This window comes from Brucella daejeonensis (assembly GCF_014199265.1).
Lineage (GTDB): Bacteria > Pseudomonadota > Alphaproteobacteria > Rhizobiales > Rhizobiaceae > Brucella > Brucella daejeonensis.
This window is the reverse complement of the sequence record NZ_JACIJG010000004.1, coordinates 232,671-257,469: the sequence shown is the minus strand read 5'-3', so window position 1 is coordinate 257,469 and position 24,799 is coordinate 232,671. Positions and strand designations below refer to the sequence as shown.

The following is a 24,799-nucleotide window of genomic DNA, read 5'->3' as shown; positions in this document are numbered from 1 at the left end:
ACACGCCCCGAAAGTGTGAAACAGTTTTCGGGAAATATTCTTTTTAAAACAAATAGATAGATCGTATACCTGATCCAATCGAAACGCACTCTAGGCCGCTTCGGCGCGTGCTTCCGTGACGGCGGCATAAGCCTGGCGCAGCACTTCGCTGGTTGCGCCCGGCTTCGTCGCGTCGGTGGAAAGTATCTGCCGCCAGCGGCGCGCGCCGGGCTGCCCGGTGAAAAGCCCGACCATATGGCGGGTTACGTGCGAAAGCCTGCCGCCCGCAGCGATATGCCGGTCAATATACGCACTCATTGCATCGATGATGGCATCCATCGCGACCGACGGTCGGCCGTCCTCATAAAGACGGGCATCCACATCGCCCAACAATTCCGGGTTGTGATAAGCTGCGCGACCGAGCATCACCGCATCGACGGCCTGCAAATGCTGCGCGGCCTCGTCCAGTGTTGCGATGCCGCCGTTGATCCCCACGAAAACACCGCCCAAACGCTCCTTGAGGCGGTAAACGCGATCATAGTCGAGCGGTGGTATTTCCCGGTTCTCCTTGGGGGACAGCCCCTTGAGCCACGCCTTGCGGGCATGGACCCAGAGCGCGTCCGCCCCGGCGTCGAGCGTCATGTCGGCCACATTATCCAAAGCGGTTTCCGTGTCCTGATCGTCCACGCCGATACGGCATTTGACCGTGACCGGAACGGAAACCGCTTCCTTCATCGCGGCAACGCATCGGGCGACAATGTCGGGTGTCTGCATCAGGCAGGCGCCGAACGTGCCCGATTGAACACGATCTGATGGACAGCCGACATTGAGATTGATCTCGTCATAGCCGTAGTCCGCGCCGATCTTCGCGGCTTCCTTCAGCTTTGCCGGATCGGAGCCCCCCAGTTGCAGGGCAACCGGGTGTTCCATCGCATCAAAACCCAGCAGGCGGTCACGCGGCCCATGGATAACGGCATCCGCCACCACCATTTCGGTATAGAGAAGCGCCCGTTTCGAAAACAGCCTGTGAAGATAACGGCAATGTCTGTCCGACCAGTCGATCATGGGAGCAACGGCAAAACGAATCCCCGGATAGTTTCTGCTTTTTTCTTTTGTTTCAGTCATTTAAAGAACAATCCTGAGAATGCGATTCTGTCACTGTCGCCCGGTTCAATACTCGCCAGGTCCCGGAACGGCGCAAAAAGCCACAAATGAAAGCAACGATCAAGTTCCGGTATGATCGGCACCTTTCACATCAATATAATATTTCAGACTGAATTTTCACGCTTCTCATGCAGGCGATACGTCGTTTCGTGACGACGATACACTGTCTTCTTCGCCAGAACATACTATGATCACAGCAGAAACGTCTTTCCGATTCTCATCCCTGCAATTCAAGGAAATCCGGCGTGACCTCCTTCTCCCCCTTCGGCAAATCATTCGACGCGTTCCTCTTCGATATGGACGGCACGATTTTAAGCTCCATCGAAGCGACGGAACGCGTATGGGCCGAATGGGCGAAGCAACACGGTATCGATCCGGTGACATTCCTGCCCACGATCCATGGGGTGCGCGCCGTCGAAACCGTCCGCAGGCTGGCGCTTCCGGGCGTGGACCCCGTCCGCGAAGCCAAAATCCTGATGCAGGCTGAAATGGCCGACCTGGAAGGCATTGCCCCCATCGAAGGCGCAGGCGAATTCCTGAAATCGCTGCCGGAAGAGCGGTGGGCAATCGTGACCTCGGCACCGCTGGAGCTTGCGCGGCGCCGTATCGCCGCGGCTGGCCTTCCAATGCCCGCAACCATCGTATCGGCGGAGGATGTAGAGCGCGGAAAGCCCAGCCCCGAATGCTTTCAGCTCGGTGCAAGACGATTGGGTTTCGACCCGCATGACTGTCTGGTCTTCGAAGACGCGCCAGCCGGTATCGTTGCTGGAGAAACGGCGGGAGCCCGTGTCGTGGTGGTGACGGCAACGCATCCGCACTCGCCGCAGACATCCCACCACAGCATCGAAAGCTACCGGTCGCTGCAACTCAGCATTTCGGAGAGTGGAAAGCTCCGTCTGGAGCACGCGACGCCGATGTCGGTGGGGTGATCAGGGCAGAACAAGGCAGACGGCAGGTCAGATAACCCGCCGCCCTTCCCGCCACACGGTACGGATGACAGGAATGTGATCGGCGACCTGCACGCGCACCAGATCGGCGCGCTTGCCTTCGACGATCTCGCCGCGATCCTTCAGTCCCACAGCTTCAGCCGGGTTGGCGGAAACCAGACGGATGGCCTGAGGCAGCGAAATGTTCTCCACCACATCCGTGAGGAAAAACGCCGACTGCATCAGGCTCGCCGGAATATAATCCGACGAGATGATATCGAGATTTCCGGCTTCCGCCAGTTCGCGGGCCGACACATTGCCTGAATGCGACCCGCCGCGCACGACATTCGGCGCCCCCATGAGCACCGACATGCCATTTGCCTTCGACGCGCGTGCCGCAACATGCGTCGTCGGGAATTCAGCCACCCTGATCCCCTGCTCCCGCGCTTCCGCGACATGGTCTTCGGTCGCATCGTCGTGGCTTGCCAGAATGACGCCGCGCGCATGGCATTGCTCCGCGATAGCCTTGCGGGTCGGAGCGGAATATTGCTGCGACTGCCCCATGCGCTTCTCGCAGTAAAGCCGGAACTCTTCCTCGGTTAGCTTCAACTTGCGGATGAAATAAGTCTTGTAACTCTCGATATCCATGAATTGCCGCTGCCCCGGCGCATGATCCATCAGCGACACCAGCCGGACCAGCGGCCGGTCGCCGAATTGCTCGAAGGCCGGAAGACAATCCGGTGCGGAGACCTCGCAGCGCAGATGCAGGAAATGGTCGGCGCGCAACCGGCCCGCATCGCGACCTTGTGCAATCGCCGTCGAAAGCTTGGTCATATCGTCGATGCCGGTTTCCGCATCGTCGTCGAAACCGATACGCAATGCGTCGAAAACGGTCGTAATGCCCGACGCGGCGATCTGCGCGTCATGCGCCTGTACTGCGGCGATGGGGTTCCAGCGCACTTTCGGACGCGGCGCATAATGCCCTTCGAGATGATCCGTATGCAGTTCGACCAGCCCCGGCGTCAGGAAATCGCCCTCCATGTCCTCGCCGAAAGCGGAGGAACCGGTAGAAATATCGGCAATCCTGCCGTCCACCAGTTTCAGCGATCCTGGAACCACTTCGTCGGGCAGCACGATGCGGGCATTGCGCAGGATGGTTTCATTCGCCATCGCTCAAGGCCTCCCGACCGCTCGTGAGGTCCGTCCCGATGTCATCTTGCCGCCCGTCAGCGGATGCAGCGAGTGAATTTCGAATGGAGCGCCCCGCTCCGGTTCCACGAACAGGGCAAGATTGGCGACCTCGACTGCATCGTCCAGAAGCGGCGTGAAAAATTCGTCCAGCGTTCTCTCCACGCGAGCGCGATCTTTTTCCTCCACCGGCCCGGTCAGCGTCATATGAAAGCGGAATTCCTCGAAAACATAGGGATAACCCCAGCGCTCGACATTGTGACGCTGCGCCTCGCTGAGACGTTCCGGCCGTCGCCTTGCAATTTCCACTTCGCTGAGCGGTGCGCGAAACCGGTCGAAGGCAACGACGACGTCGTTCGCCAATTGGTTCAACGCCGCAACCGGTTCGTCCGGCACGAGAGCGAAAAACGGGCCGAGCGCATGAAGCTTGAGCCGGGGAATGACAACAGGCGCAGCCGATGACGAAAAATGCATCAATGCCGACAGGAGGTCGCTTTCGGAATGTTTTTCATCCAGACGGAACGGCGCCTTCATCGTCGCGTGAAAACCGTAACGGCGCGGCTCTTCCGTCAGTCGGGCGACTTCATCGGTCGCAAGAGAGCGAATCGCAGGCATTTTCACCGCTTCGCCGCTGAAGGCGCTGCGGCCAAGCCAGTTTGCCGCGACCTTCAGAAGTGCATCGTTGGACGGCGGGGTGAAATAAATCGCATAACGCATGTCAAATCCTTGGCTGAGGTTCGCTACACGACGTCAGCGGAACTCCAAAATATCAGTTAATGCATCGTGCGCCATAAGTCGCAACCTTGAGATCGATGCGGTCGGCGGATGCTTACACAATGAATGTGGCAACTCGATAAAGGCAGGGTGACAGTCACCGTATCATCGACAAACCAATTTTACATAGCAGCAAATTGGTATAGGCGTAGCGCCATCACAGCAAGGAGACAGAGATGAGCGGTTTTGCATCTATCGGCGAGTGCATGATCGAGCTTTCGGGCAATGAAGGCGATCAATGGCGCATGGGCTTTGCGGGCGATACGCTGAACACCGCCTGGTACATGCGGGCGCTGACGGACAAATCCTATCCTGTGGAATATGTGACGGCCTTCGGCGAAGACAGCTTTTCCCAGAAGCAGCGCGTGTTCCTGACGTCCAACGGCATCGGCATCGCCCATAGCCCCATCATCGCCGGGCAGCATCCGGGTCTCTATGCAATCACGCTGAACGGGGCCGAACGCTCCTTTACCTATTGGCGCAACGACGCCGCCGCCCGCCGCCTTGCCAGCGACAGGCAGGCGCTGGAAAAAAGTCTGGCCGGTCGCGACATCATCTATTTTTCGGGCATTTCGGTCGCCATCATATTCCCGGAACATCGGGAAACCTTTTTCGATGTCCTGCGGCAATGCCGCGCCGCCGGGTCGCGAATCGCGTTCGATCCCAATTTCCGGCACCAGCTCTGGCCCGATCGGAAAGCCGCCCAGGGAACGATCAGCGAGGCAATGAGCATCGCGGATATCGCACTCCCCACATTCCCGGACGAACAGGCGCTTTTCGGAGACGAGAACGCAAGCGCCTGCGCGGATCGTCTGGCGTCGCTGGGCGTCGGCGAAATCGTGGTCAAGGACGGAACCGAACCCGCTCTGGTCGTTGTGGATGCTGAACGGACGTTTGTCCCGTCGGTCGTCGCGCAGCCGGTGGACACAACCGGCGCCGGCGACAGTTTCAACGGCGCCTATCTCGCTGCCCGGCTCAGCGGACTGGCGCCGGTCGAAGCCGCCAGGAAGGCGCATCAGGTCGCTGCGCGCGTCGTCGAGATTCGCGGCGCGCTTGCCCCCATGGAGACCGCGCGCGCCGCCTTTACCGGTTAGGACCAATCGGCATTCAATCCCGCTCACGCGTGAACGTGAAATGAGTGGTCTGGGCGTAAATTTCGCCCGGACGCAATATCGCTTGCGGAAAATATGGATATTCGAGCGACCCCGGCCACATTTGCGGCTCCAGACAAAATCCGGCATGTTTGCCATAGGGTTTGCCGGTCAGGCCGATGCAATCGCTGGCCATGGTGTTTCCGGCATAGAACTGGAGACCCGGCTCGGTGGTTGAAACATCCATTCTGATGCCGGACTTTGCTCCCTTGACAGAAGCGCACGGACGCAGAGGCCCGCGTGCCGCAGCCAGACAGAAATTGCTGTCATACTGCACCTGCTCGCCGTTTTCCTCGAAACGAATCGGACGGAATTCACGAAAATCATATGGCGTGCCAGTGACGGGAAGAATCCGCCCGTCGGGGATAAGCGCCTCATCGACCGGCATATAAGCGTCGGCATCGATTTTCAGGAGATGGTCGAGAATATCGCCTTCGCCGCCATCATCGAGATTGAAATAGCTATGGTGAAGGAGATTGCAGACGGTCGGCTTGTCCGTCACGGCCTCAAGCCGGACGATGAGCGTTCCGTCAGCGTTGAGCATATAGGTGCAGCTCACGTTCAGATTGCCGGGGAAACCCATTTCGCCGTCCGCGGCCACCGTGGCAAGCGTTACGAAATCGGGACCTGTGCCGGTAATTTTCCAGACGCGGTTGCCCAGCCCCTTGCTGCCGCCATGAAGATTGTGACGTCCCAGATAATTCGGCTCCACCGCATAGGTCTCGCCATCGAGCACAAAGCGCGCATCCCTGATGCGGTTGGCCGACCGCCCCGCAATCGCCCCCAGATGCGGGGAATGCGCCGGATAATCGGCAAAGTCCCGATAGCCGATGACAAGAGGCGCTTCATGCCCCTCGATCCGAAGATCCTGAATGGCCGCGCCCCAGGTGATGATTTTGGCCGTAAGCCCCCCATTGGCAATGGTCAGCCGATGCACCGCCTGCCCGTCCGGCGTTGTCCCGAAAATATCCGAAGTCACCTTTTACCGCCTCTCATCAAGGATGATTGATTTACCCGCATCAAGCCGCAACGAAGTGCAGGTGGCAAGAGGCTTGACAGCCCGAACCGACCGCCTGCCAATCTTTCTGCCCGACACGGCTGAACCATCAATCTGGTCAGGTTTCAAGAAATTGCGATTGTCTTTGTGTTGCGCTTTTCCGGTTGTGTACCTTATATGCGCTATCAATCCACGGTGATTTTGAAAGCAATATGACTTTCCCTTACGCCGGAAAAACGCTAGATACGCGCAGATAGTCAGATGTTCGCCACGCGCGGCATCGCCAGAAATAAAGGAATCGAAACTTGTCCTCTACTTTTGACAAAGTCGCCGACATTATCGCCGAAACCAGTGAAATCGACCGTGACACCATCACGCCGGATAGCCACACCATCGACGATCTGGGCATTGACAGCCTCGACTTCCTCGACATCGTTTTCGCTATCGACAAGGCTTTCGGCATCAAGATTCCGCTTGAACAGTGGACGCAGGAAGTGAACGAAGGCAAGGTTCCGACGGAAGAATATTTCGTTCTGAAGAATCTCTGCGCCAAGATCGACGAACTGGTTGCAGCCAAGAAGGCCTGAGCCAGGGCGCACAATATGACGGTATTCAAGGGTGGGCAGAAATGTTCGCCCTGATGCCGTTTCTGGAGCGGTTTCACCAGCACGGGCAGAACGCAACTCATGCAGAACAATAAAGTCGTCATCACCGGTATCGGCATTCTTTCTTCGCTCGGCGAAGGGAGCGATGCGCACTGGAACGCCCTTTCAGGGGCTGGCGCGCAGCCGCGCCTCGAAGCGCAAGCCTTTGCGCCCTACACCGTTCACCCGATCGGTGAAGTGGACTGGAGCCTGCAAATTCCCAAGCGCGGCGACCAGCGCCAGATGGAGACCTGGCAGCGGCTTGGCACCTATGCTGCCGGTCTTGCCTTGCAGGATGCGGGCATAAAGGACGACGAAACGCTTTGCGCGACCATGGACATGATCGTGGGTGCAGGCGGCGGCGAACGCGACATCACCGTCGATATGCAGATTCTCGAAGAAGGCCGCACGCGAAACGATCGCGGCGTGATGCTGAACGAAAAACTCTCCACCGAACTGCGTCCGACACTGTTTCTGGCCCAGCTTTCCAACCTGCTCGCAGGCAATATTTCCATCGTGCACAAGGTGACCGGCTCATCGCGCACCTTCATGGGCGAAGAAGGCTCCGGCATTTCAGCCGTCGAGACGGCTGCGGCCCGTATCCGCTCCGGCCAGAGCACCCATGCGCTGGTGGGCGGCTCCTACAATGCCGAACATTTCGACATGATTCTCGGTCACGAACTGGGCGGCCTGCTCAAGCATGACGGCTGGGCGCCACTGTGGCAGCGGCAGGGTTCGGCTGGCGGCGGTATGGTTTCCGGTTCGGGCGGCGTGTTTCTCGTGCTGGAAAATGCCGATCATGCGCAAAAGCGCGCCGCGCGCGCCTATGCCGAAATTACCGGCATCGAAAGCGCCCAGATCCGCCGCGATCAGGACGACCTTGCGAAAACCGTTCGCGATCTGGTTCTGACCGTGAATGGCGGCAAGGAAGCAACTTACATCGTTTCTGGCGCATCAGGCGCGCATGAAGCGACAGCAGCCGAGAAATCGGCGCTTGACGGCATCTCCGCTGCCTATCGCGGCATTTCAGGCCTGACCGGCCATATGCGCGAAGCACAGTTCCCGCTGGCGCTGGCGCTGGCCGCCATTTCGGTATCGAAGGGCGAAGCTTTCGCACCGCTCGACGCATCGGAGAAAGCCGCTGGCGGCGCAATCAGCGAAGCCATCGTCACAACGGTTGGAGCTACCCGCGCCGAAGGTGCTGCAAAGCTGGTGAGAGCATAAGATGACCAAATATCAAGACCATCTGGGCCGTCCCATCGTTGCCATTACGGGCGCTGGCGTTGTTTCCGCGCTTGGACAGGGCAAGGAAGACAATTGGGCAGCGCTGACCGGCGGACAGTCGGGCCTGCACACGATCACCCGTTTTCCGACCGAAAACCTCAAGACACGCTTTGCGGGCACCGTCGATTTCCTGCCGGAAAGCGACATTGGCGCATCGGCATTGTCGGAAGCGCTGGCGCGTCTGGCAGGCGAAGAAGCGCTGGCCCAATCCGGTCTGTCCACTACCAATTTTGGCGGTCCTCTATTTCTGGCCGCACCTCCGGTCGAACTCGACTGGAAGAGCCGTTTTGCACTCGACGCCAGCGTGAAAAACGAAGGTCCGGCAAGCTATCAGCTTCTTCTCGAAGCCTGCCGCCGTGCTCGCCATGATGCGCTGTTCAACACGACGCAGTTTGGCTATATCGCCGAGCGCCTCGCCGAAGCATTCGGAACACGCGGCCTGCCGATCACGCTTTCGACGGCCTGCGCATCGGGCGCGACCGCGATCCAGCTTGGTGTCGAAGCCATCCGTCGCGGCGAAAGCGATCATGTGCTGGCCATCGGCACCGATGGTTCGGTTTCAGCCGAAGCGCTGATCCGCTTCTCGCTTCTGTCGGCACTTTCCACCCAGAACGACAAGCCGGAAAAGGCGTCAAAGCCTTTCTCCAGGGATCGTGACGGTTTCGTCATGGCCGAAGGTTCGGGCGCGCTGGTCATGGAATCGCTGGAAAGCGCTGTGGCGCGTGGCGCGAAAGTGCTGGGCATTCTGGCCGGTTGCGGCGAAAAGGCCGACGATTTCCACCGTACCCGTTCCAAGCCGGACGCCTCGCCCGCCATTGGCACGGTGCGCGCCGCTCTGGCCGATGCAGGGCTGAACGAAAGCCAGATTTCCTACATCAACGCCCACGGCACCTCGACGCCGGAAAACGACAAGATGGAATTTCTGGCCATGTCCACCGTGTTCGGTGACGCCATCAGTTCCATTCCGGTTTCATCCAACAAGTCAATGATCGGCCATACGCTGACCGCTGCCGGTGCGATTGAGGCTGTGTTCTCGCTTCTGACGATTGAGATCGGCACCCTGCCCCCGACCATCAATTACGACAATCCCGATCCGGCCATGACGCTGGATGTCGTGCCGAATGTGAAGCGTGAGAGCCAAGTTTCGGCCGTGCTTTCCAATTCCTTCGGCTTCGGCGGACAGAATACGAGCCTTGTATTGACGGCGGAACCGAATTAATCCGTCCGACACTTATTTAATTTTCCTGATGATCCCGGATGGCGAACCCTGTCCGGGATCATGCCATGAAAGGAAGAGCCAATGCGCGCCTTGCAGCTTCTCGATGACCGCCGCCTTGAAATCACCGATATAGCGCCCCCGCCGCCGCCCGGCCTTGGCGAAGTGACCGTGAAGATCAAGGCCGTCGCGCTCAACCATATCGACGTATGGGGCTGGCGCGGCATGGCATTCGCCAAGCGCAAGATGCCGCTGGTGATCGGCGCGGAAGCCTCGGGCATTGTCGATGCGGTCGGTCCAGGCGTTTCCAATCTGCTGCCCGGCCAGCTCGTTTCGATCTATGGCGCACGCACCTGCGGCCTCTGCCACGCCTGCCGTGAAGGTCGTGACAATCTGTGCGAACATGTCGGCGGCGTGCACGGTTTCCACCTCGACGGCTTTGCCTGCGAAGCGGTGAACTTGCCTGCCCGCCTGCTGGTCGCAGCCCCTCCCGGTGTGGATGCCATCGCTGCCGCTGTTGCGCCCGTCACCTTCGGCACGGTCGAGCACATGCTGTTCGACAATGCCAAACTCCAGCCGGGCGAAACCGTTCTCGTTCAGGCAGGCGGCTCCGGCATCGGCACGGCAGCCATCCAGCTTGCCAAAAAGATGGGCTGCACCGTCATCACCACGGTCGGCTCCGACGACAAGATCGAAAAAGCCAAGGCGCTGGGTGCCGATCACGTCATCAATTACCGCGAAGACCGTTTTGAAGGCGTGGTGCGCAAGCTCACCAAGAAAAAAGGCGTGGACGTGGTTTTCGAGCATGTCGGCGCGGATACCTGGGCGGGCTCGATGCTGTGCATGAAGCGTGGCGCGCGTCTCGTCACCTGCGGCTCGACCTCGGGCGTTTCGACCAACATGAACCTGATGCAGCTCTTCCAGCAGCAGCTCAAGATTTTCGGTTCTTTTGGCTGCCGCATGGAAAACATGGCTGACGCCATGCAGAAAATGGCGCGCGGCATCGTGCATCCGGTCATCGATACGGTGGTCGGCTTCAACGACATCGACACCGCCCTGAAGCGCATGGAAGGCCGCGACGTCTTCGGCAAGATCATTCTGACCATAGAGTGAGCCTGCCAAGCCTATGATGTTCAAACTGAAGCTTCTGCTCTTTCGCTGGTCGCGCAAGTTCAAGCAGTTCAATTACTGGCTCTGGGCACAGGCCGTGTTCGTGCTGCTCGGCCTTTTGCGCCTGTTTCCAGCCAGGGCTGCGATCAGCTTTACGGCCAAAGTGGCCCGCATTGTCGGACCGCTGACGTCGCGCCACAAGGTAGCCACCAATAATATACGCGCGGCCTATCCCGAAAAAAGCGAAGCGGAAATCGAAGACATCGCACGCGACATGTGGGATTCCATGGCGCGCCTCCTCGCGGAATATATTTTCCTCGACGCGATTTTCGATTTCGATCCCCATGCCGCCAAGCCCGGCCTGATCGAAGTGGATGGCATTCCGATCTTCGAGCGCCTGCGCGATGAAAAGAAGCCGCATATCTTCTTCACCGCCCATACCGGCAATTTCGAGCTTCTGCCGATCTGCGCCGCCACCTTTGGCCTCAATGTCACGGCGCTGTTTCGTCCGCCAAACAATCCCTATGTCGCCAAGAAGGTTCTGAAAGCCCGCCGCACCAATATGGGCCATCTCGTCCCTTCCAAGGCGGGCGCGGCCTGGGCGCTGGCCGGTATTCTTGGCGATGGCGGCAATGTCGGCATGCTGGTGGATCAAAAATTTTCGCGCGGCATTCCGTCCACCTTCTTCAATCGTCCCGTAAAGACCAATCCGCTTCTGGCCAAGCTGGCGCGGCAATATGATTGCGACGTTTATCCGGCGCGCTGCATCCGTCTGCCCGGCGGACGCTACCGGCTGGAACTCCATGAGCGCATGGAACTGCCCCGCGATGACAAGGGCCAGATCGACATCGACGCTACGGCGCAATTGCTGAACGACACGGTCGAGCAATGGGTGCGCGAATATCCCGGCCAGTGGATGTGGTTCCACAAGCGCTGGGGATAGGACTTTTTCTCCCCTTATGTTAGGGCAAGCCCAGCTTCCACGGAGTTTTTTTTCATGCGCCCCATCGCCATCGCCCCTTCCATTCTTTCCGCCGATTTCGCGCGACTTGGTGAGGAAGTCGATGCCGTGCTGGAAGCCGGTGCCGACTGGGTCCATATCGACGTCATGGACGGTCATTTCGTGCCGAACATCACCTTCGGTCCGCAGGTGGTGAAAACGATCCGTCCGCGCACGAAAGCATTCTTCGACGCGCATTTGATGATTGCCCCCTGCGATCCCTATCTGGAGCCCTTCGCCGATGCAGGTTGCGACCTGATTACGGTTCATGCCGAAGCTGGCGCGCATACGCACCGCTCGCTGCAATCCATCCGCGCGCTTGGCAAGAAAGTGGGCATTTCGCTTAATCCGGCCACGCCGGTCGAGGCGCTATCCAATGTGCTGGACGATGTGGATCTGATCCTTATCATGACGGTCAATCCGGGCTTCGGCGGACAGAAATTCATTCCGTCCATGCTGGAAAAAATCGCCCGCGTGCGCGAAATGGTCGGCGACCGCCCCATCGACATCGAGGTGGATGGCGGCATCACGCCCGAAACCGCCGGTCTGGTGGCCGCTGCCGGAGCGAATATCCTCGTCGCCGGTTCCGCCGTCTATAAGGGCAATTCGGTCGCGTCCTATCGCGCCAATATCGACGCCATTCGTGCAGCGGCAGAAGCCGCTCGCAAAAATTAAACACACTCTCTACAGGATACGCCAATGATCCCGCGCTATTCCCGGCCCGAAATGGTCGCCATCTGGTCACCGGAAACGAAATTCCGCATCTGGTTCGAGATCGAAGCCTATGCTTGCGAAGCGCTGGCTCAGCTTGGCGTCATCCCGAAGGAAGCGGCCAAGACCATCTGGGAAAAGGGCAGCGTGGCGAAATTCGACGTCGCCCGCATCGATGAAATCGAAGCCGTCACCAAGCATGACGTCATCGCGTTTCTGACCCACCTGGCCGAATTCATCGGCCCGGACAGCCGTTTCGTGCATCAGGGCATGACTTCTTCGGACGTGCTCGACACGACGCTCAACGTCCAACTCGTGCGCGCCGCCGATCTGCTGCTCGCCGATATGGATCGCGTGCTGGAAGCGCTCAAAAAGCGCGCTTTCGAGCACAAGGACACGGTACGCATCGGCCGCAGTCACGGCATTCATGCCGAACCGACCACGATGGGCCTCACCTTCGCGCGCTTCTATGCCGAAATGACGCGCAACCGCGCGCGCCTCGTCGCGGCACGCGCCGAAATCGCCACCGGCGCGATCTCCGGCGCTGTCGGCACTTTCGCCAATATAGACCCGCGCGTCGAGGAATATGTCTGCGCCAAGCTTGGTCTTGCAGCGGAGCCGGTTTCCACGCAGGTCATCCCGCGTGACCGTCATGCGATGTTCTTCGCGACACTCGGCGTCATTGCTTCCTCGATGGAAAACGTCGCCATCGAAATCCGTCACATGCAGCGCACCGAAGTTCTGGAAGCGGAAGAGTTCTTCTCGCCCGGCCAGAAGGGTTCGTCCGCCATGCCGCACAAGCGCAACCCGGTTCTGACCGAAAACCTGACCGGCCTCGCCCGTCTGGTGCGCATGTCGGTAACGCCAGCGATGGAAAACGTGGCTCTCTGGCACGAACGCGATATTTCGCATTCGAGCGTCGAACGCGCCATCGGCCCCGACACTACCATCACGCTCGATTTCGCGCTGAACCGTCTGGCCAACGTGATCGAAAAGCTGGTCATCTACCCGGACAACATGCTGAAAAACATGAACAAGTTCCGTGGTCTGGTGCATTCGCAGCGCGTTCTTCTGGCGCTGACGCAAGCTGGCGTATCGCGTGAGGATTCCTATCGTCTCGTGCAGCGCAACGCGATGAAAGTCTGGGAAAAGGGTGCCGACTTCCTTGAGGAACTGCTGGGTGACGCGGAAGTACGCGCCGCGCTTTCCGAAGAACAGATCCGCGAAAAATTCGATCTCGGCTATCACACCAAGCATGTGGATACCATCTTCAAGCGCGTCTTCGGCTAGAGCATAATCCGACCGGAGTGAAACGAGGATCGATAAGATTATGCTTAAAATAGAAAGCGTTAGAGCGCCGATCTGATTCAATCAGATCGAAACGCGCTCTAAAGCAGCGCTGCCCATCCCTTCCCTCATCCTGAGGAGGTGACCTGAGCATGGCGAAGGAAACCGTCTCGAAGGGCTGAGGGAAAACGCTCCGCACTTGCCCTCGTCCTTCGAGGCTTCGCTTCGCTCCGCACCTCAGGATGAGGGGGGCAAGCATAGAGATTAAAAAAAAGCCCCATGCTTTTGAAAGCATGGGGCTTTTTTATGGTATTTGTCAGGCCTTGGTCTTGATCGTGTTGATCGCATTGCCCCAAGGGTCTACGAACGAACTATCGTTGCCGCCGCGTGTATCTTCCAGTTCGACCCTGGCCAATCCTGTGCGATCCATGTCGCGTTTTCCGGCACCTGAACTCTGCCAGGCATTGGCTGCTATATGATGGTGATAACGTCCAGTGGACATGAACACCGCCCGGTCGCCATAGGTCTGCACCGTCTCCAGACCGAGTTCATCGTGCCAGAAGGTTTCGGCTTCATGAGCATTGCCAACGCGCAAGTGCACATGCCCGACTACCGTGTTTTGCGGCGCGCCCTGCCATTCGCCGCCTTCTGTCTTCAAGACATCGAGAAGAGAGCAGACATCAAGCGCCTCGGTACCCATCTTCACTCGTCCCGCATTCCATGTCCATGTATCGTGCGGACGGTCGGAATAAATCTCGATGCCATTGCCTTCCGGGTCAGTCAGGTAGATCGCTTCACTGACATCATGATCGGAAGCGCCACTCACAGAAAACTGCCTGTCGATGGCGCGGCGCGACCAGCGCGCCAGATCGCCGCGTGTCGGCAACAGAAATGCGGTGTGATAAAGTCCGGCACTGCGCGGATCGTCCGGCTTTGCGGCGGAAAACTGTTCGATCTCCATCAGTTCGCGATCACCTGCACCGAGAACGATCGATGCGCCACGGCGCGCCATTTCATGCAGGCCCACCACATCGCGATAATATTCGGCAAGCGTTTCCGCATCGCGGGCCTTGAGACCGACACGGGCCACACGAACCGGCGTCGTCATAGCAAAGGGTAACGGCGCAACCGGAGATGCAGCGCTGCTCGCTACAGTTTTCAATTTCTCGGTCATTTCCTTCTCCTTCGCGACCATTTCCCGCTCAAAATCGCTGTTCAAGGCCCTGTTCACAAGACCGCGATCATCGAACAGGCTGTTCATCGTTCCGATGCCCTGCGCCGGTTTCAAAATACGGGGGGATGCTTGAAGAAGACACAAATGCCCTCTAAATGAGGGCCATGAAAGTCAAAGACGCTGAAATCCTCATCATCCCCGGCTACACCAATTCCGGCCCCGATCATTGGCAGACACGCTGGGAGAGCAAGCTCTCCACGGCGCGGCGCGTGCAGCAGGCCGAATGGTCGAAACCAGTACGCGACGACTGGGTGGGGGAACTGGTCAAGGCCGCAAATGCGGCAACCAAGCCTATCGTTCTGGTGGCGCACTCGCTTGGGGTGGCGACCGCCGTTCATGCCCTGCCGCATATCCAGCACAAGATTGCGGGGGCATTTTTCGTGGCGCCGCCGGATGTCTCGAATGAAAAAATTCGCCCCAAACATCTGATGACTTTCGGCCCCTATCCGCGTGAGCGCTTGCCATTCCCGGCCATCACGGTGGTCAGCCGCAACGACCCCTTCTCAAGCTTCGAAGCGGCAGAAGACGTCGTGAAAGACTGGGGCGCGATGCTGATAGATGCAGGCGAATCCGGTCACATCAATTCGGATTCCGGCCATGGCCCATGGCCGGAAGGCTCGATGGTCTTTGCCGAATTCATGACGCAGTTGCAGGCCCCAAAGCAACACTGAAGGTCAGTCAAAACAAAAAGGCAGGTCAAACCCTGCCTTTTTTATCGCATCAATCGCGGACTGCCTTTGTCAGCGTTTCCGCTGCAAGCCGGATATAGCTGCTATCGTTGCCGAGCGTCAGGAAGTGGAAGCCAAGCGGCATATAGCGCCGCGCAAATTCCGGCGACGGGCAATAGATGCCTGCAAACTTGCCCGCAGCGGCAGCCTTGCGCGCAATGTTGGCAACCGGTTCCACGATTGCATCCGAATGCGGGTTGGCCTCGCGCCCGTTGCTCCAGGCGATGGAGAAATCGGCAGGGCCGACAAAAACGCCGTCAATGCCGCGAACGTCCAGAATGGCGTCCAGCGCGTCATAGGCATCGCGTGTTTCGATCATCGCAAAAGCCAGCGTGTCGCGATTGGCGGTGGTCAGATAATCGTTGGACCCCGGCGCGCCATAATCGGCCTTGGCCCGGAATACACCCCAAGAGCGTTCGCCTACCGGCGGATATTTCATCGCCGCTGCAAATCTGCGTGCATCCTCGACCGAATTGATCATCGGCGCGATCACTGCTTCAGCTCCGAAATCCAGGGCACGGCTGGCCATATCGAACCGTCCGACGGGAATACGCACCACCGGCGGCTTGCCAGCATTGAGGATGAGGCCGAGCGAGCGCAGGATGCTGGCTTCATCGTGCCCTCCGTGCTGCATATCCAGCGTAACCGCGTCAAAGGCGCTGTGCGCGAGAATTTCTACCGTCAGGGGTTCAGGCAGGGAAGACCATGCGGAAAGCAAAGTCTCGCCTGCGCGAAGGCGCGAAGACAACGACATGGGTATTTCCTTCATTTCATAAGACCAGGGCGGAGAAACTTTCGTCTCTCCGCCCCGTATTTCGTCAATCCTGCTTCACCTGACGAACCGCTTCCTCAAGGAAAGCGAGCATCTTTTCGCGGATTGCCTCATCCGTCACGCTGACGCCGGCAGCGTCGATATCGGCGCGCACCTTGCGGAAAACGTCCTCGTCGCCCGCTTCCTCGAAATCCGCGGCAACGACTTCCTTCGCATAAGCTTCGGCATCCGTATCCTTCTTGCCGAGCTGTTCGGCAACCCAGAGCCCCAGAAGCTTGTTACGACGTGCTTCGGCCTTGAAACGCAACTCCGCATCCAGTGCGAATTTCTTTTCAAAAGCGTCGCGGCGATCATCCATGCCAGTGGTCATTCATAAAGCTCCCAGACTTCCAAGTTAGAAGAGATCGTCATCCGTTCTCTTGCCTAAAGCTGGCAAGGAGCGCAAGATTATACAAGGGATAAAGCCCACTTTCTTGCGACTCGAGCATAATCTCGCATCAGAAACAGCGAAAACAGGGGGACGGGCACAAAGCAGGATTGTTAAAAGCCCACAATTGCTATAGGTAGCCCGCGAGAATAGCGGCTTGAAGCCGACCATCAGATATGGAAATCCGAGAAAAACCATGAACCGTCGCCGCCGTATTTACGAGGGCAAGGCCAAGATTCTTTATGAAGGCCCAGAGCCCGGCACACTTGTCCAGTTCTTCAAAGATGACGCAACCGCGTTCAACGCCAAGAAACACGAAGTCATCGATGGGAAAGGCGTGCTCAACAACCGCATTTCCGAGCACATCTTCAACCAGCTCAACCGCATCGGCATCCCGACGCACTTCATCCGCCGCCTCAACATGCGTGAGCAGCTGATCAAGGAAGTGGAAATCATTCCGCTTGAAGTGGTCGTGCGCAACGTTGCCGCCGGCTCGCTTGCAAAGCGTCTCGGCCTCGAGGAAGGCACTATCCTGCCCCGCTCGATCATCGAGTTCTACTACAAGGCCGACGCGCTCGACGACCCGATGGTCACCGAAGAGCACATCACGGCTTTCGGCTGGGCAAGCCCGCAGGAAATCGACGACATCATGGCGCTTGCCATCCGCGTCAACGACTTCCTCACCGGCCTCTTTCTCGGCATCGGCATCCAGCTTGTCGATTTCAAGATGGAATGCGGGCGCTTGTGGGAAGGCGACATGATGCGTATCGTCGTCGCCGACGAAATCTCGCCGGACTCCGCCCGTCTTTGGGACCTCACCACCAACGACAAGCTCGACAAGGACCGTTTCCGCCGCGATATGGGCGGGCTGGTCGAGGCCTATCAGGAAGTCGCGCGCCGTCTCGGCATCATGAACGAGAACGACACGCCCCGCCCTTCCGGTCCCACGCTTGTGAAGTGAAAAACACTCAGCCCGGAAACGTGCTAGAATAAACGTTCCGGGCTGTTTTATTTGCGATCCAATCCAGAAGCGACAGGAACTACAGAGTGATCAAGGCACGCGTCACCGTTACACTGAAAAACGGCGTTCTCGACCCCCAGGGCAAGGCCATCGTCGGAGCCCTCGGCAGCCTCGGCTTCGAAGGCGTCAGCTCCGCGCGTCAGGGCAAGGTGTTCGATCTTGAACTGGAAGGCTCGGACAAGGCGAAAGCGGAAGCCGACCTGAAGGCCATGTGCGAAAAGCTGCTCGCCAATACGGTGATCGAAGACTTCTCCATCGCCATCAGCTAATCCCATCGGAAAGCAGAAGCCATGAAATCCGCAGTCATTCTCCTTCCCGGCCTCAATCGTGACCGCGACATGATCGCGGCGCTGACCAAGATCACCGGTCAGGCGCCGGTGACCGTCTGGCAGACCGATACGAGCATTCCAGACGATGTGGACATGATCCTCATCCCCGGCGGCTTCTCCTATGGCGACTATCTGCGCTGCGGCGCGATCGCGGCGCGTATGCCGGTCATGCAGGCCGTGCGCGAGAAGGCTGACAAGGGCGTCATGGTCATGGGCGTATGCAACGGCTTCCAGATACTCGTGGAAGCAGGCCTCCTGCCCGGCGCATTGATGCGCAACGCATCGCTGAAATTCGTCTGCCGTGAAGTGAAGCTGGAAGTTTCCAACGCCAATACCGCCTTCACTCGCGGCTACAAGCCCGGCCAGATCATTCGCTGCCCGGTCGCGCATCATGACGGCAACTACTTTGCCGACGCGGAAACGCTGAAGCGCCTCGAAGGCGAGGGCCAGGTCGTGTTCCGCTATGCGGAGGGCACCAATCCGAATGGTTCGGTCAACGACATTGCCGGTATCGTCAATGCGCGCGGCAATGTGCTCGGCATGATGCCGCATCCCGAAAACCTGATTGAATCGGCCCATGGCGGCGACGATGGCCGCGCTCTTTTTGCCGGTGCGCTGGGCATCGCGGCCTGACCTGACGAAAATGAACGAACTGAAAGGGCGTCCCGGCCGGGGCGCCCTTTTTGCTTCTTGTGATGTTGTTCACCGCCCGTTTTCATGGCAGCTTTGCCTATAGAATTTTCAGCGAAAAGCGAATCAGGGGAATAACACGATGCAGCTTTATTCCAGGCCTCTCTCCCCCTACTCATCTTTCGTGCGCGGCGTTCTCTATCTGAAAGACCTGCCGTTCAAGCCGATGAGCCTGCCCTATCCGTTTCCCGCCGATTTCGGTGACGTGACACCGCTGCGCCGCATCCCCGTCCTCATCACCGGTTCGGGCGAAACGCTGTTCGAAGCGACGGTCATTGCCGAATATCTGGAAGACCATTTCCCCGAAACGGCCCTTCTGCCCGGTACGCCGCGCGAGCGCGCGCTGATCCGGCTTGTGGCGCGGGTGACCGAACTGGAAATTCTCGGTCCGGCGATGAAGCTGTTCATCCTGCTGAGCAAACCGGAACAGGACCGGACGACGATCGACCGCCTGTTCGAGAGACTGCATACGGGCCTGACCGTGATCGAGGCGCGGCTGTCGGACGGGGCTTATGCGGTCAGCGTTGAGCCGACACTTGCCGATTGCTGGCTGCTGCCGGTGCGCTTTCTGATGGAACCGCTGAAAAAACTGTCGGGCCGGACGGATTTGCTGGACGCGTTCCCCAAATTCGATGCATATGCCGCAAAGGCGAAGCAACATCCGGCCTTCGAGCGCGTCTGGAATGAAATGAGCGACGGCCTGAAAGCCTTCATGCCCCAACTTGCCTGATCCCACAAATATCTGTTTTCTGCGCATGTCTCCTGCAAATCCCCGGAGCCTGAGTTCAAAAGCGGCACATGTGGCGGCTTTGGGAACAGGCTCCCCCGTGGTGGGAGGGGGAGACATGCTTTTTCGGAGCCACTCCTTGACGAAAAAGACCCTCGCGTTTCTGGCTTTGCCAGCACTGGCGTTTCTTTCCGCCTGCATGTCCGGCAAGCCCACCGGTCCCATTTCCGTTGACGCCAGCAAGGCGGCGCTGCCGACAATGGAGCGGATTGCGTTGTCCGCCAATAGCTGCTGGTTCAAATCCGGGGACAAGGATTTCCGCGGTTATTCGCTGGCGCCGGAATTGAATTCCTTTACCGGTCGCCCGCGTATTCTGGTCGTTCCCGCCCGCAATCCGGCCTCGCGTCCGCTGCTCGTCGTTCAGGCTCAGGGCAACCCGGCCAAGGTCGAAGCCTTCGGCCCGATGATGCAGGAAAGCCATGGCGGCCGAATTGCAAGCGACGTCAATCGCTGGGCATCCGGCCGGAAGGACTGCCAGTAATCGGCCCACCAAAAATTCTATCGCAGATGGAAGCGCACCTTGCGCGCTTCGCGCTCCGCCTCGGACCGCCGCAGGCCGATGTCCCGCAATTGGTCATCCGTCAGATCGAATAATGCAAGACGGCTGCGCCGAAGCATCAGGCGATAGGCCAGCCAGTTCCAGAACCGCATCAGCAGTCCAAGGGAATGGGGAGCCTCCGGCGCGGACATCAGATGGGGATGCAGCCCTTTCGGCAGATCGCTGAAACGATCGGCGCTCGGCATGGGCAAAATTGTATCTATTGTCTCTGTCTGTGGCCTGAAGTAGAACATAACCGGGTCCTTTCATTGTCGAAAGATGGAGTTTCGCCGTACAGGCGACACTTCCTGACGCTGGAATGACTCTATAATTGACCGAACAATGGATACAATTTATAAGTTGTCACCATGACAAATTGGATACCTGATCTTTCGAGCAAAACTGGCCCGCTTTACCTGCAACTGGCGGATGCCATCGAAGAATCCATCGGCAACGGGTCGCTGCCCGCCGGAATGAAGCTGCCGCCGCAGCGCAATCTGGCATTCGATCTCAAGGTGACAATCGGTACAATCGGGCGCGCCTATGCGCTTGCGCACGAACGCGGTCTCGTGACCGGGGAAGTCGGTCGCGGCACCTATGTCCTCGGCGACGAAACGACCGAAACGGAACTGAGCGCTTCCTCGCTTGCGGGCACGAAACACGCGGACGTTCCGACGGGCAAGGTCCGGTTCGACACGACGGCTGCCCCGGATGTCGGGCAACACGAAGTGCTCGCCAGAATCAGCGCCGATATTCACCGCGACTTTCCGCAGGATATTGCGAGCTATTCGCGCTATTTCCCGCAGCACTGGCTGGAAGCCGGGCAGAAATGGCTTTCGCGAAACGACTGGAAACCCGGCCTCGACACGATTGTCGTCACCAATGGCGCACAGGCCGCGAGCATCGCCATCATCACCGCCTTCACCAATCCCGGCGACCGTATCCTCTTTGAGAACCTCACCTATGCGCAGATCAGCCGTTCGGTCCGGCTGCTCGGTCGCCGCACCATACAGGCTGCGAATGACGCGTACGGCCTGATCCCGGAAGAGTTCGAGCGCGTGTGCCGCCAGCAGCATCCCACGCTCGCCTTCCTCATGCCCACGCTGCACAACCCTACCCTCGCCTGTATGCCGCAGGAACGCCGCCAGCAGATTGCCGAAATTGCCCGGCGTTACAATGTGTGGCTGATCGAGGACGACATTTACGGCGTCATGTCGGAAAACGACATCGCTCCGCTCGCCACATTCGCCCCGGAAAGGACTTTCGTCGTATCCGGCCTGTCGAAAGCCGTCGCAGCCGGGGTCCGCAGCGGCTGGGTGGCCTGCCCGGCGCACTGCGCGCAGCGTGTGCGGGTGACACACAAGATGATGACGGGCGGCGCGCCCTTTCTTCTGGCTGAAACGGGCGCACAGCTCGTGCTTTCGGGCGCAGCCGATATGATCCACCAGAAATGCCGGACGGAGACGCAGGCGCGTGAAGAAATGGCGCGGCAGATTTTCGCCGGTTTCGATTTCGTTTCCCGGCCAAATATTCCGTTTCTCTGGATGAGCCTCCCCGAGCCTTGGCTCTCGGGAACGTTCAAGGCCGCAGCCTACGAAAGCGGCATACTGATCGACGACGAGGACGAATTCAAAGCCGGACGCGTTGACCAGATTTATCACCGTGTCCGCATTGCATTTTCGTCGCCATCGAACCGCGACATCGTCGAAAATGCTTTCCTCACGCTGCGCAGGCTTCTGGAAAATGAACAGGCCGGATATGAGGGTACGGTGTGAAGCTTCGATGTTTTGGCACTACAGTTGCATTCTTCGTGATGCCGGGCTGCAAAGAGCAATTTGTCTGTGTTCCAGCGCTCACGTACCTTCAAGTACGCTCCGCTCCGGTACTCGAAAATCACTCTTTTCACCACGGCCTGACGAATTTGCAACTGTAATGCTAGCACTCAATGACGATTCATCGCCGAATGAGGCTGGGAAACTGGCATTTTCCTATCGCACTTCTTGGAAACATGGGTTAAAGAGGCGCCTTGAAACCTTAGGTGCCAGCCTTCGGGAGAAGGCTTTCGGGTACCGCAGCCTGCGACGGGGTTCCCCATTTCCATGACTATTTCCAATACGCGAGACATCACGCCGGAATTGATCGAAGCGCATGGCCTCAAGCCGGACGAATATCAGCGCATCCTTGAGCTGATCGGGCGCGAGCCGACCTTCACCGAACTCGGCATTTTCTCGGCCATGTGGAACGAGCATTGCTCCTACAAGTCCTCCAAGAAATGGCTGCGCACACTGCCGACCAGCGGTCCGCGCGTCATTCAGGGTCCGGGCGAAAATGCGGGCGTCGTGGACATCGGCGATGGCGACTGCGTGGTCTTCAAGATGGAGAGCCACAACCACCCGTCCTATATCGAGCCCTATCAGGGTGCGGCGACCGGCGTTGGCGGCATCCTGCGTGACGTGTTCACCATGGGCGCGCGCCCCGTTGCGGCGATGAATGCGCTGCGCTTCGGTGAGCCTGACCACCCGAAGACCCGTCATCTCGTTTCCGGCGTCGTTTCGGGCGTCGGCGGCTATGGCAATTCCTTCGGCGTACCGACCGTTGGCGGCGAAGTGAATTTCGACAAGCGTTATAACGGCAATATCCTCGTCAACGCATTCGCTGCCGGTCTGGCGAAGACGGACGGCATCTTTCTGTCCGAAGCCAAGGGCGTCGGCCTGCCGGTGGTTTACCTTGGCGCGAAGACGGGCCGCGACGGCGTTGGCGGCGCAACCATGGCCTCGGCCGAATTCGACGAGTCCATCGAGGAAAAGCGCCCGACCGTACAGGTTGGCGATCCGTTCACCGAAAAATGCCTGCTGGAAGCCTGCCTCGAACTGATGGCTTCGGGCGCGGTTATCGCCATTCAGGACATGGGCGCGGCCGGTCTCACCTGCTCGGCGGTCGAAATGGGCGCCAAGGGCGACCTCGGCGTCGAGCTGAATCTCGATCATGTTCCGGTTCGCGAAGAAAACATGACCGCCTATGAGATGATGCTTTCGGAAAGCCAGGAGCGTATGCTCATGGTTCTCAAGCCTGAAAAGGAAGCCGAAGCCGAAGCCATTTTCCGCAAATGGGGTCTCGATTTCGCGATTGTCGGCAAGACGACGGACGATCTGCGTTTCCGCGTCATTCACCAGGGCACAGAAGTCGCCGACCTGCCGATCAAGGATCTTGGCGATCAGGCGCCGGAATATGATCGCCCATGGATGGAGCCGGGCAAACACGCGCCGCTTCCCGCTGCCAATGTTCCGCAGGTGGAGGACTATTCCGAAGCGCTTCTCAAACTGGTCGGTTCGCCCGATCTTTCCTCGCGCCGCTGGGTTTATGAGCAGTACGATACGCTCATTCAGGGCAATTCGCTGCAAATTCCGGGTGGCGATGCCGGTGTCATCCGCGTTGAAGGCCATGACACAAAGGCGCTGGCCTTCTCTTCCGACGTCACGCCGCGCTATTGCGAGGCCGACCCGTTCGAAGGCGGCAAGCAGGCCGTCGCCGAATGCTGGCGCAATATCACCGCCACCGGCGCGGAACCGCTAGCCTCGACGGACAATCTCAATTTCGGCAATCCGGAAAAGCCGGAAATCATGGGCCAGCTCGTCAAGGCCATCGAAGGCATTGGGGAAGCCTGCCGCGCGCTCGATTTCCCGATCGTTTCGGGCAATGTCTCGCTCTATAACGAAACCAACGGTCAGGCCATTCTCCCCACTCCGACCATTGCCGGTGTCGGCCTGATCCCGGACTGGTCGCAGACGGCGAAGATCGGCGGCATGCAGGACGGCGATACGCTGCTGCTTCTCGGCGGTGACGGTACGCATCTTGGCCAGTCGGTCTATCTGCGCGATCTGTTCGACCGCGCCGACGGCCCGGCCCCGACGGTCGATCTCGCGCTTGAAAAGCGCAATGGCGACTTCGTTCGCTCGGCCATCCGCAACAATCAGGTCACGGCCTGCCACGATCTTTCCGATGGCGGATTGGCGGTCGCGATTGCCGAAATGGCCATCAAATCCGGCAAGGGCGCGGCACTCGACGCGGGCGACGGCCTTCCGCACGCGCTTCTCTTCGGCGAGGATCAGGGGCGTTATGTCGTTGCCGCCACGCCGGAAATGGCGCGATTGGTCGCCCTCAACGCCGAAGGCGCCGGCGTTCCATTCCGCGTGCTTGGCACAGTCAGCGGCGACCGCGTGAAATTCGGCAGCATTGTCGATGTCAGCGTTGCCGGTCTGACCCAGGCATTCGAAGGCTGGTTCCCCGGTTTCATGAGCAGTGAACCTGTCAGCGACAACTGATCGCTATAAAATGCTCCATGATAAACGCCCGGACGGTCACCGTCCGGGCGTTTGATTGTCTGCCATTTAAAGGTTAGACAGATGGTTGTTGACGTACCACGATGGTGCGTTACGATTCGACAAAGCAATAAGAAAAAGCCGGAAACGGCAGGAGATTTTACATGGCTATGGACGCACATGAGATCGAAAAACTGATACGCGAGGGGATTCCCGACGCAAAGGTGACGATCCGCGACCTTGCCGGTGACGGAGACCATTATGCCGCCGAGGTGGTCGCGGAAAGTTTCCGCGGAAAGTCCCGTGTGCAGCAGCACCAGATGGTCTATGATGCGCTGAAGGGCAATATGGGCGGCATACTGCACGCACTCGCATTGCAGACAAGCGTACCGGAGTGAGGAAAACCTGCTGCGGCAAGATGATGCTTCCTTGGCAGCCTTCTTCCCGCGCATTTGACTTGCTTTCAACGCGACGGGGTGGTTACCACCATTCCAGTGACTATATTGGGAGCATATTCTCGTTT

26 protein-coding genes are annotated in these 24,799 nt (G+C 58.8%); 18 read left to right on the top strand and 8 right to left on the bottom strand.

All coding sequences use genetic code 11. The annotated features are described in order from the left end of the window. Positions 1–90: 90 nt before the first annotated feature. Positions 91–1,104, bottom strand: a complete 1,014-nt coding sequence (gene dusA, locus FHS76_RS07045; protein WP_183649967.1) for a tRNA dihydrouridine(20/20a) synthase DusA — start codon at positions 1,102–1,104, stop codon at positions 91–93. A 284-nt stretch (positions 1,105–1,388) separates the two neighbouring features. Here dusA and FHS76_RS07040 point away from each other — a divergent pair, with 284 nt between their 5' ends. Further along, positions 1,389–2,072, top strand: a complete 684-nt coding sequence (locus tag FHS76_RS07040; RefSeq protein ID WP_183649966.1) for an HAD family hydrolase — start codon at positions 1,389–1,391, stop codon at positions 2,070–2,072. Between the two features lie 27 nt (positions 2,073–2,099). On the opposite strand, the gene FHS76_RS07035 is transcribed toward FHS76_RS07040, so the two are convergent. Beyond that, entirely contained in the window at positions 2,100–3,239 is a 1,140-nt protein-coding gene (locus FHS76_RS07035) for an alpha-D-ribose 1-methylphosphonate 5-triphosphate diphosphatase (protein WP_183649963.1), read from the bottom strand. A 3-nt stretch (positions 3,240–3,242) separates the two neighbouring features. Then, positions 3,243–3,974: a DUF1045 domain-containing protein gene (locus tag FHS76_RS07030; RefSeq protein ID WP_183649961.1), complete on the bottom strand. Its 732-nt coding sequence runs from the start codon at positions 3,972–3,974 to the stop codon at positions 3,243–3,245. Between the two features lie 233 nt (positions 3,975–4,207). Here FHS76_RS07030 and FHS76_RS07025 point away from each other — a divergent pair, with 233 nt between their 5' ends. After that, complete coding sequence (locus tag FHS76_RS07025) at positions 4,208–5,125, top strand: sugar kinase (protein WP_183649959.1); 918 nt, start codon at positions 4,208–4,210, stop codon at positions 5,123–5,125. Between the two features lie 13 nt (positions 5,126–5,138). Here FHS76_RS07025 and FHS76_RS07020 read toward each other — a convergent pair whose 3' ends face one another. Beyond that, positions 5,139–6,161, bottom strand: coding sequence for an aldose epimerase family protein (locus FHS76_RS07020; protein WP_183649955.1), 1,023 nt, complete (start codon positions 6,159–6,161; stop codon positions 5,139–5,141). 323 nt (positions 6,162–6,484) lie between these two features. On the opposite strand from FHS76_RS07020, the gene FHS76_RS07015 reads away from it, so the two are divergent. From FHS76_RS07015 to purB, 7 genes are all read left to right on the top strand, one after another. Next, positions 6,485–6,766, top strand: a complete 282-nt coding sequence (locus FHS76_RS07015; protein WP_121982570.1) for an acyl carrier protein — start codon at positions 6,485–6,487, stop codon at positions 6,764–6,766. Between the two features lie 99 nt (positions 6,767–6,865). Continuing rightward, entirely contained in the window at positions 6,866–8,047 is a 1,182-nt protein-coding gene (locus FHS76_RS07010; protein ID WP_183649953.1) for a beta-ketoacyl-ACP synthase, read from the top strand. 1 nt (position 8,048) lies between these two features. After that, the gene (locus FHS76_RS07005; protein ID WP_183649951.1) at positions 8,049–9,326 is read left to right on the top strand and encodes a beta-ketoacyl-ACP synthase; all 1,278 of its coding nucleotides are present in this window, start codon (positions 8,049–8,051) and stop codon (positions 9,324–9,326) included. 81 nt (positions 9,327–9,407) lie between these two features. Then, positions 9,408–10,436 carry a zinc-binding dehydrogenase gene (locus FHS76_RS07000; protein WP_183649949.1) on the top strand — a complete coding sequence of 343 codons (1,029 nt, stop codon included), beginning with the start codon at positions 9,408–9,410 and terminating at the stop codon, positions 10,434–10,436. A gap of 13 nt (positions 10,437–10,449) precedes the next feature. After that, a complete protein-coding gene (locus FHS76_RS06995; protein WP_183649947.1) occupies positions 10,450–11,376 on the top strand; it encodes a lipid A biosynthesis lauroyl acyltransferase in 927 nt (308 codons plus the stop codon). A gap of 54 nt (positions 11,377–11,430) precedes the next feature. Then, positions 11,431–12,108, top strand: a complete 678-nt coding sequence (gene rpe / locus FHS76_RS06990) for a ribulose-phosphate 3-epimerase (RefSeq protein ID WP_183649945.1) — start codon at positions 11,431–11,433, stop codon at positions 12,106–12,108. Between the two features lie 24 nt (positions 12,109–12,132). Next, positions 12,133–13,434, top strand: a complete 1,302-nt coding sequence (purB, locus tag FHS76_RS06985; protein ID WP_183649943.1) for an adenylosuccinate lyase — start codon at positions 12,133–12,135, stop codon at positions 13,432–13,434. A gap of 313 nt (positions 13,435–13,747) precedes the next feature. Here purB and FHS76_RS06980 read toward each other — a convergent pair whose 3' ends face one another. After that, positions 13,748–14,605, bottom strand: a complete 858-nt coding sequence (locus tag FHS76_RS06980) for a VOC family protein (protein ID WP_183649941.1) — start codon at positions 14,603–14,605, stop codon at positions 13,748–13,750. A gap of 164 nt (positions 14,606–14,769) precedes the next feature. On the opposite strand from FHS76_RS06980, the gene FHS76_RS06975 reads away from it, so the two are divergent. Further along, complete coding sequence (locus tag FHS76_RS06975) at positions 14,770–15,336, top strand: alpha/beta hydrolase (RefSeq protein ID WP_183649938.1); 567 nt, start codon at positions 14,770–14,772, stop codon at positions 15,334–15,336. 49 nt (positions 15,337–15,385) lie between these two features. Here the strand turns inward: FHS76_RS06975 and FHS76_RS06970 are convergent, their stop codons facing one another. Both FHS76_RS06970 and FHS76_RS06965 read right to left on the bottom strand, forming a co-directional pair. Next, complete coding sequence (locus FHS76_RS06970) at positions 15,386–16,153, bottom strand: HpcH/HpaI aldolase family protein (protein WP_183650172.1); 768 nt, start codon at positions 16,151–16,153, stop codon at positions 15,386–15,388. A 58-nt stretch (positions 16,154–16,211) separates the two neighbouring features. After that, complete coding sequence (locus tag FHS76_RS06965) at positions 16,212–16,535, bottom strand: DUF1476 domain-containing protein (protein ID WP_183649936.1); 324 nt, start codon at positions 16,533–16,535, stop codon at positions 16,212–16,214. A gap of 253 nt (positions 16,536–16,788) precedes the next feature. Between FHS76_RS06965 and purC the strand changes: the two genes are divergently transcribed. From purC to FHS76_RS06940, 5 genes are all read left to right on the top strand, one after another. Continuing rightward, positions 16,789–17,553, top strand: coding sequence for a phosphoribosylaminoimidazolesuccinocarboxamide synthase (gene purC, locus FHS76_RS06960; protein ID WP_183649933.1), 765 nt, complete (start codon positions 16,789–16,791; stop codon positions 17,551–17,553). Between the two features lie 86 nt (positions 17,554–17,639). After that, positions 17,640–17,882: a phosphoribosylformylglycinamidine synthase subunit PurS gene (gene purS, locus FHS76_RS06955; protein WP_183649930.1), complete on the top strand. Its 243-nt coding sequence runs from the start codon at positions 17,640–17,642 to the stop codon at positions 17,880–17,882. Positions 17,883–17,903: 21 nt separating this feature from the next. Continuing rightward, positions 17,904–18,575 carry a phosphoribosylformylglycinamidine synthase subunit PurQ gene (gene purQ, locus FHS76_RS06950; protein ID WP_183649927.1) on the top strand — a complete coding sequence of 224 codons (672 nt, stop codon included), beginning with the start codon at positions 17,904–17,906 and terminating at the stop codon, positions 18,573–18,575. A 139-nt stretch (positions 18,576–18,714) separates the two neighbouring features. Further along, positions 18,715–19,362, top strand: coding sequence for a glutathione S-transferase family protein (locus FHS76_RS06945; protein ID WP_183649924.1), 648 nt, complete (start codon positions 18,715–18,717; stop codon positions 19,360–19,362). Positions 19,363–19,498: 136 nt separating this feature from the next. Continuing rightward, positions 19,499–19,900 carry a hypothetical protein gene (locus tag FHS76_RS06940; RefSeq protein WP_183649921.1) on the top strand — a complete coding sequence of 134 codons (402 nt, stop codon included), beginning with the start codon at positions 19,499–19,501 and terminating at the stop codon, positions 19,898–19,900. Between the two features lie 17 nt (positions 19,901–19,917). Here the strand turns inward: FHS76_RS06940 and FHS76_RS06935 are convergent, their stop codons facing one another. Beyond that, positions 19,918–20,163 carry a DUF1127 domain-containing protein gene (locus FHS76_RS06935; protein ID WP_235992598.1) on the bottom strand — a complete coding sequence of 82 codons (246 nt, stop codon included), beginning with the start codon at positions 20,161–20,163 and terminating at the stop codon, positions 19,918–19,920. A gap of 162 nt (positions 20,164–20,325) precedes the next feature. Here FHS76_RS06935 and FHS76_RS06930 point away from each other — a divergent pair, with 162 nt between their 5' ends. The 3 genes from FHS76_RS06930 (at position 20,326) to FHS76_RS06920 (ending at position 24,674) form a co-directional block, all read left to right on the top strand. Next, on the top strand, positions 20,326–21,732 hold the full coding sequence (locus tag FHS76_RS06930) for an aminotransferase-like domain-containing protein (RefSeq protein ID WP_183649916.1): 1,407 nt from the start codon (positions 20,326–20,328) through the stop codon (positions 21,730–21,732). A gap of 324 nt (positions 21,733–22,056) precedes the next feature. Continuing rightward, positions 22,057–24,279 (top strand): phosphoribosylformylglycinamidine synthase subunit PurL, encoded by a 2,223-nt coding sequence (purL, locus tag FHS76_RS06925; RefSeq protein ID WP_183649913.1) that lies wholly within the window; start codon positions 22,057–22,059, stop codon positions 24,277–24,279. Between the two features lie 161 nt (positions 24,280–24,440). After that, positions 24,441–24,674, top strand: a complete 234-nt coding sequence (locus FHS76_RS06920; protein WP_183649911.1) for a BolA/IbaG family iron-sulfur metabolism protein — start codon at positions 24,441–24,443, stop codon at positions 24,672–24,674. The last annotated feature ends 125 nt before the right edge of the window (positions 24,675–24,799 follow it).